The following is a 5,601-nucleotide window of genomic DNA, read 5'->3' on the forward strand; positions in this document are numbered from 1 at the left end:
GTGCAGCAGCGCCTTCAGAAGGGGGTCTACGAGAGCAGCACGCGCCAGATCGTTCTCGACACCCACGCGGGATTGCTCAAGGTCGGCGCGCCATCGACGTGCATGATCTGTGGAGAGCTCGATTCAGCCGAGACCGTGACGGCCGGCGCGCTCAGCGTGACGACCCGCACGCCGGTGGGCGCGGTGATGGCCGTGTCGCTCGACGGCCAGCCGCTGGCGAAGGCCCGCCGGTTCGTGGTGAAGATGGTGACCGTGGCCGAGAACACCGGTCAGAACCTCCTGCCGCTTCCTGCGAAGGGCACGCTTCCCGATCTGGTCCTCACCGACGAGGGGGGCTCACCTGTGCGCACCCTGGGCGCCCCCAGCAAGGATGAGACCCGCGTGGCCATCGGCGGGCAGCCTCTGCTCTCGGTGGGCATGACCAACGGCACCTGGGAGCTCTATGTCGATGGCAGAACCGCACGCTTCGCCTGCGACACGCCCGGGGTCACCGTCACCGTTCGCGGCAGGCGCCTCATCACAGGACGTGGGGGCGAGCGCCTCTGAGCCGGGTCCCCCCGCAGGCGACGGGTGCGGAGATCGCCTTCCAGGATTTTTCATCGGCTTGTGCTACTCTCATGGCGTTGGGCGATGCCGGTGCTTCGCTTCTCGCAACCGCAGGGTCTTCCAGAAGGAGTTCGTCCCCATGAGCATTTTCTCCACAAAGTCGCTCGACACGCTGCTGGCGCAGGCGAGCGACCACGAGAAGGGGCTGAAGCGCACGCTCACCCCCCTCACCCTCATCGCCCTGGGCATCGGCGCCATCATCGGCGCGGGTCTCTTCGTCCGCACCGCCGCCGCAGCGGCGCAGAACGCCGGGCCGTCGGTCACCCTGGCGTTCCTGGTCGCGGCGCTGGGCTGCGCCTTTGCGGGACTGTGCTACGCCGAGCTGTCGTCGTCCATCCCCATCGCCGGCAGCGCGTACACGTACAGCTATGCCACCATGGGCGAGCTCGTGGCCTGGATCATCGGCTGGGACCTCGTGCTCGAGTACGCCGTGGGCGCGGCCACCGTGGGCATCGCATGGAGCGAATACCTCAACAACCTGCTCGAGCACGTGCTGCACCTCTCCCCCGTCCCCTTCCAGTGGTGCCACTCTCCCTTCGAGCAGCAGGTCGTGAACAATGTGGCGACAGGCGTGCACGGCATCATCAACCTCCCCGCGCTGTTCATCATCACCGCCCTCACCCTGCTGCTCATCCGCGGCACGCAGGAGTCTGCGGTGGTGAATGCCCTCATCGTGGTCACGAAGGTGAGCATCGTGGTGCTCATCATCGCGCTTGGTTGGGGCTTCGTGAACCCATCGAACCACGTGCCCTACATCCCTGAGGCCTCGATCTTCAAGGACTCGCAAGGAATCGAGCACAGCTACGGGGGCATCATGGGCATCCTGGGCGGCGCCGGCGTCGTGTTCTTTGCCTTCATCGGCTTCGACGCGGTGAGCACCGCGGCACAGGAGGCCAAGAACCCCAAGCGCGACATGCCCATCGGCATCCTCGGGTCGCTCGGCATCTGCACCGTGCTGTACGTGCTGTTCGCCCACGTGCTCACCGGAATCGCTCCCGTCGCCGATTTCCGCGGCCCCGGCAAGGAAGCCTCGGTGGCCTACGCCATCAACACCTATATGAAGGGCTATGAGTGGCTCGGCACCTCGGTGACGGTGGCCATCCTGGCAGGTTTCTCGTCGGTGATCCTCGTCATGCTCCTCGGGCAGTCGCGCGTCTTCTACTCGATGAGCGTCGATGGGCTGCTGCCGAAGATCTTCAGCGAGGTACACCCCACGTTCAAGACGCCGTACAAGGCCAATCTCGTCATCCTTGTCATCGTGGGGCTGTTTGCCGCCTTTGTCCCCGGCGACATCGTGGGCGACATGACCAGCATCGGCACCCTGTTCGCCTTCATCCTCGTGTGCCTGGCTGTCATCGTGCTGCGAAGGACGGCGCCCGATCTCCCCCGCGAGTTCAAGACCCCGCTCGTCCCGCTGGTGCCCTTCCTGGGCGTGCTGGTCTGCGCCGCCATGATCTACGGACTCGGCTGGACGAACTGGCTGCGGCTCTTCGTCTGGCTGGTCATCGGGCTGGTCATCTACTTCGGCTACAGCAGGAAGCACAGCGTGCTGCAGCAATCCCTGGAGCGCTGACCTCCTCTCACTGGCGCCGGATTTCCCTCTTCTCAGGGATACGCCGCGCGATGGCCGAGTGGTACCATGAGAGTGGCACCGGCTGTCGCGCGGCTCTTTTCGTTCTCAGCGTCGAGCCCGGCACGCCGAACCCGCACCTGAAGGAGCTCCACCGATGAGCAGCAATCACGCCCCCTCCGAGAAAGAATCGAGAGCCGTCGCCGAAGCGTCGCGCGAGACCGAGTGGGTCTCTCCCAGCTTCCTCAAGGAGCTGTTCCTGGGCGACTTCCGCCTCGACCTCATCCACCCGTACGACGAGGCGCCCGAGCGCCCCGAGTTCACGAAGTTCTATGACGAGATGCGCGCCTTCTTGCGCGACGAGGTCGACTCCGTCGAGATCGACCGCACCGGAGAGTATCCCGAGAAGGTTCTCGCGGCGCTGCGCAAGATGGGCGCCTTCGGCATGAAGATCCCGAAGGAGTACGGCGGACTGGGCTTCACCCAGGTCGAGTACGACAAGATCATGCGCCTGCTGGGCAGCCAGGACGGCAACCTCACCGCACTGCTCTCGGCCCACCAGTCCATCGGCGTGCCCCAGCCCGTCAAGATGTTCGGCACCAAGGAGCAGAAGAAGAAGTTCCTCCCGCGATGCGCCGCTGGCGCCATCTCGGCCTTCGCCCTCACCGAGCCGGATGTCGGCTCTGACCCCGCGGCGCTGCAGACCACGGCCGAGCTCACGGCCGAGGGCGACGCCTACGTCATCAACGGCAACAAGCTCTGGTGCACCAACGGCACCATTGCCGAGCTCTTCGTGGTGATGGCCCGTCACCCGAACAGCCGCAAGATCAGCGCCTTCATCGTCGAACGCGACATGCCGGGCGTCAAGGTCGAGCACCGCTGCCACTTCATGGGGCTGAAGGCCATCGCCAACGCCGTGGTCTCGTTCACCAACGTGCGCGTGCCCAAGGAGAACATCATCGCCGGTGAGGGGCGCGGCCTCAAGATCGCTCTCGCCACCCTGAACACGGGGCGTCTCTCGATCCCCGCGGCCTGCGTGGGCGGCGCGAAGGTGTGCCTCGAGATCGTGCGCCGCTGGGCCAGCTCGCGCGTGCAGTGGGGCTTCCCGGTGGGTCAGCACGAGGCGCTGGCGCACAAGATCGCCGACATCGCCGCCAACACGTTCGCCATGGAGTCGGTGTCGGCGGTGTCTGACCGCTTCGCCGACCGCGGCGGCTACGACATCCGCCTCGAGGCTGCCGCCGCCAAGGAGTTCAACACCGTGGTGGGCTGGCAGATCATCGACGACACCATGCAGGTGCGCGGCGGTCGCGGCTACGAGACCGAAGACTCGCTCGCGGCGCGCGGCGAGGCCCCGGTCCCGGTCGAGCGCCAGATGCGCGACTCGCGCATCAACCGCATCTTCGAGGGGTCGAGCGAGATCATGCACCTCTTCATGGCGCGTGAGGCCGTCGACGTGCATCTCCAGGTCGCCGGTGCCATCATCGACGACACCAAGACGCCGGTCGAGAAGGCCCAGGCCCTCCCCCAGATCGGCGCCTTCTACGCGCAGTGGTACCCGAAGAAGTGGCTGGGATGGAGCCTGTGGCCGAAGTACAACGAGTTCGGCTCGCTGGCGCGCCATCTGCGCTTCGCCGAGCGCAACACCCGCGCCCTGGCACGCTCCATGTTCCACGGCATGGTCATCTTCCAGGCCAAGATGCAGCGCAAGCAGGCCTTCCTGTTCCGCGCCGTCGACATCGGCCTCTATCTCTTCGCGATGGCGTCGAGCATCGTGCGCGTGAAGCACATGCAGGACACCCGCCACCCCGAGGCGCAGGCCGCCGAGGAGTTGGCCGACCTCTTCTGCCGCAACGCGAGCCGTCGCATCGAGCAGCTCTTCCACGAGATGTGGCACAACGACGACGACTTCAAGTACAAGGTGGGCAAGAACGTGCTCAAGGGGCGCTATGCCTTCCTCGAGCAGGGCATCGTGGGCATGGAGAACATCTACGCTCCCCGCGCCGGCGCCAAGGCCTCGGAAGAGGCGCAGCCCGCGAAGGCCGTGAAGGCCAACGGCAAGCCGAAGGACGAGACCGTCGTCAAGAAGTGACCCACGGGTTCGGTCGCTGACGAGACGACCCGCTGCACCACGCAGCGGGTCGTTCTCCTTCTGCGCGCGCAACGGGCCTCAAAGACAGTCCTCCCGCGACCAGGGAACGCGCTCAGACGAGGGCTGTGACGAGCTGTCCGACCTGAGGCACGAAGCCTTCCAAATCGGTCGCAGACACCTGCTCGGAAGACTGGCAGGCCACGAAGACGGCAGGCAGGCTGGGCGCGCCCGGATAGGCGCCCGATTGCGCTTGCACGTGGATGTGCGGCTCAAGCGAGCGGCCCGAGCTGCCACAGCGGCCGATGACCGCGCCCGTCTCGATCGGCTCTCCCGCACGCACCAACGCCGACCCCTGCTGCAGGTGGGCCACGATGACCCATCGACCTTCAGACGTGGCGATGATGACGTGGTTTCCCCACGGCTGCGCCCAGTTCTCCGTGCCTGGCGCATTGTCCGGGACGACGTCGTGCACGACCGCCACAACGCCGCCCAGCGGGGCCCGAACGGGCACGCCCCACGCCAGGTAGTCTTCGAGCTGCAGCCCGAGACCGCGGTGGCTCCTCCCCTCCCCGTCCACCACGACGAAATCCCATGCGTGACGCCCCTCGCCCTGATGGGTGGGGAGGCCGTCCACCCCCTGAGAGACCCACCACGAACCGAAGAACGGCGGATGCAATCGCAGGGGACGCAGATCGGCAGCCGGCACCTGCGCGCGCGAAGCGAGACGAAGCGCGGCCAGCACCACGAGATTGAAGGGCAGCACCAGCTGGGGCAGCCCTACGCGATGCAGCAGCGGACCCAGCGCCAGGCTGCACAGCACGGTGGCAGCGGTGGCCACCCCCACCACAGACGGAGGCGTGGGGCCAAACACCTCGACGAGCGCCACCACCGTGAGCATGGCGTTCATCGCGGCGAGGTCGGCGCGGAACGGGTCGACCCCCAGCAGCGAGAGGCCCCACAGAATGGGAGCCACGGTGATCCAGGGCCAAAGGGCGAAGCGCCAGCCCCGTGCAGCCAGCCCGGCCAGCAGCAGCAGGCCGCTGGGAGTGGTCGGATTGAACACCAGGAACCCGAGGATCTCGACCACACGACGGGGCACCTCCAGCAACGCGACGGCCGGAGACGGCGCGATGCACAGCCACAGCAGCCACGTCGTCAGGACGAAGGGGAGACTCATGGCGGGAAGGCTTCGTCGGTGGAGAAAGACGTGGCACAGCCACGCCACGAGCGCGCACACGACACCCGCGACGGGCGCCAGCAGCAAGGCGCGCGCGTCGCACAGACGCGCGGCGACGGCCATTCCCGCGAGCCCACCGTTGCAGGCCAGCATGCC

At 66.8% G+C, this 5,601-nt stretch carries 4 protein-coding genes; 3 read left to right on the top strand and 1 reads right to left on the bottom strand.

What is annotated here, in order from left to right:
* The 3 genes from EB084_18470 (at position 1) to EB084_18480 (ending at position 4,268) form a co-directional block, all read left to right on the top strand.
* On the top strand, positions 1-546 hold the full coding sequence (locus EB084_18470; GenBank protein NDD30246.1) for a hypothetical protein: 546 nt from the start codon (positions 1-3) through the stop codon (positions 544-546).
* A 139-nt stretch (positions 547-685) separates the two neighbouring features.
* Positions 686-2,179, top strand: coding sequence for an amino acid permease (locus EB084_18475; protein NDD30247.1), 1,494 nt, complete (start codon positions 686-688; stop codon positions 2,177-2,179).
* A gap of 154 nt (positions 2,180-2,333) precedes the next feature.
* Complete coding sequence (locus tag EB084_18480; GenBank protein ID NDD30248.1) at positions 2,334-4,268, top strand: acyl-CoA dehydrogenase; 1,935 nt, start codon at positions 2,334-2,336, stop codon at positions 4,266-4,268.
* 112 nt (positions 4,269-4,380) lie between these two features.
* Here EB084_18480 and EB084_18485 read toward each other — a convergent pair whose 3' ends face one another.
* Positions 4,381-5,598, bottom strand: coding sequence for a hypothetical protein (locus EB084_18485; GenBank protein ID NDD30249.1), 1,218 nt, complete (start codon positions 5,596-5,598; stop codon positions 4,381-4,383).
* Between the last annotated feature and the right edge of the window lie 3 nt (positions 5,599-5,601).

This window comes from Pseudomonadota bacterium, assembly GCA_010028905.1.
GTDB lineage: Bacteria > Vulcanimicrobiota > Xenobia > RGZZ01 > RGZZ01 > RGZZ01.

Coding starts and splice junctions, on each gene's coding strand:
- EB084_18485 (NDD30249.1), bottom strand. CDS start 5,598: ATGCTGGCCTGCAACGGTGGGCTCGCGGGAATGGCCGTCGCCGCGCGT.
- EB084_18480 (NDD30248.1), top strand. CDS start 2,334: ATGAGCAGCAATCACGCCCCCTCCGAGAAAGAATCGAGAGCCGTCGCC.
- EB084_18475 (NDD30247.1), top strand. CDS start 686: ATGAGCATTTTCTCCACAAAGTCGCTCGACACGCTGCTGGCGCAGGCG.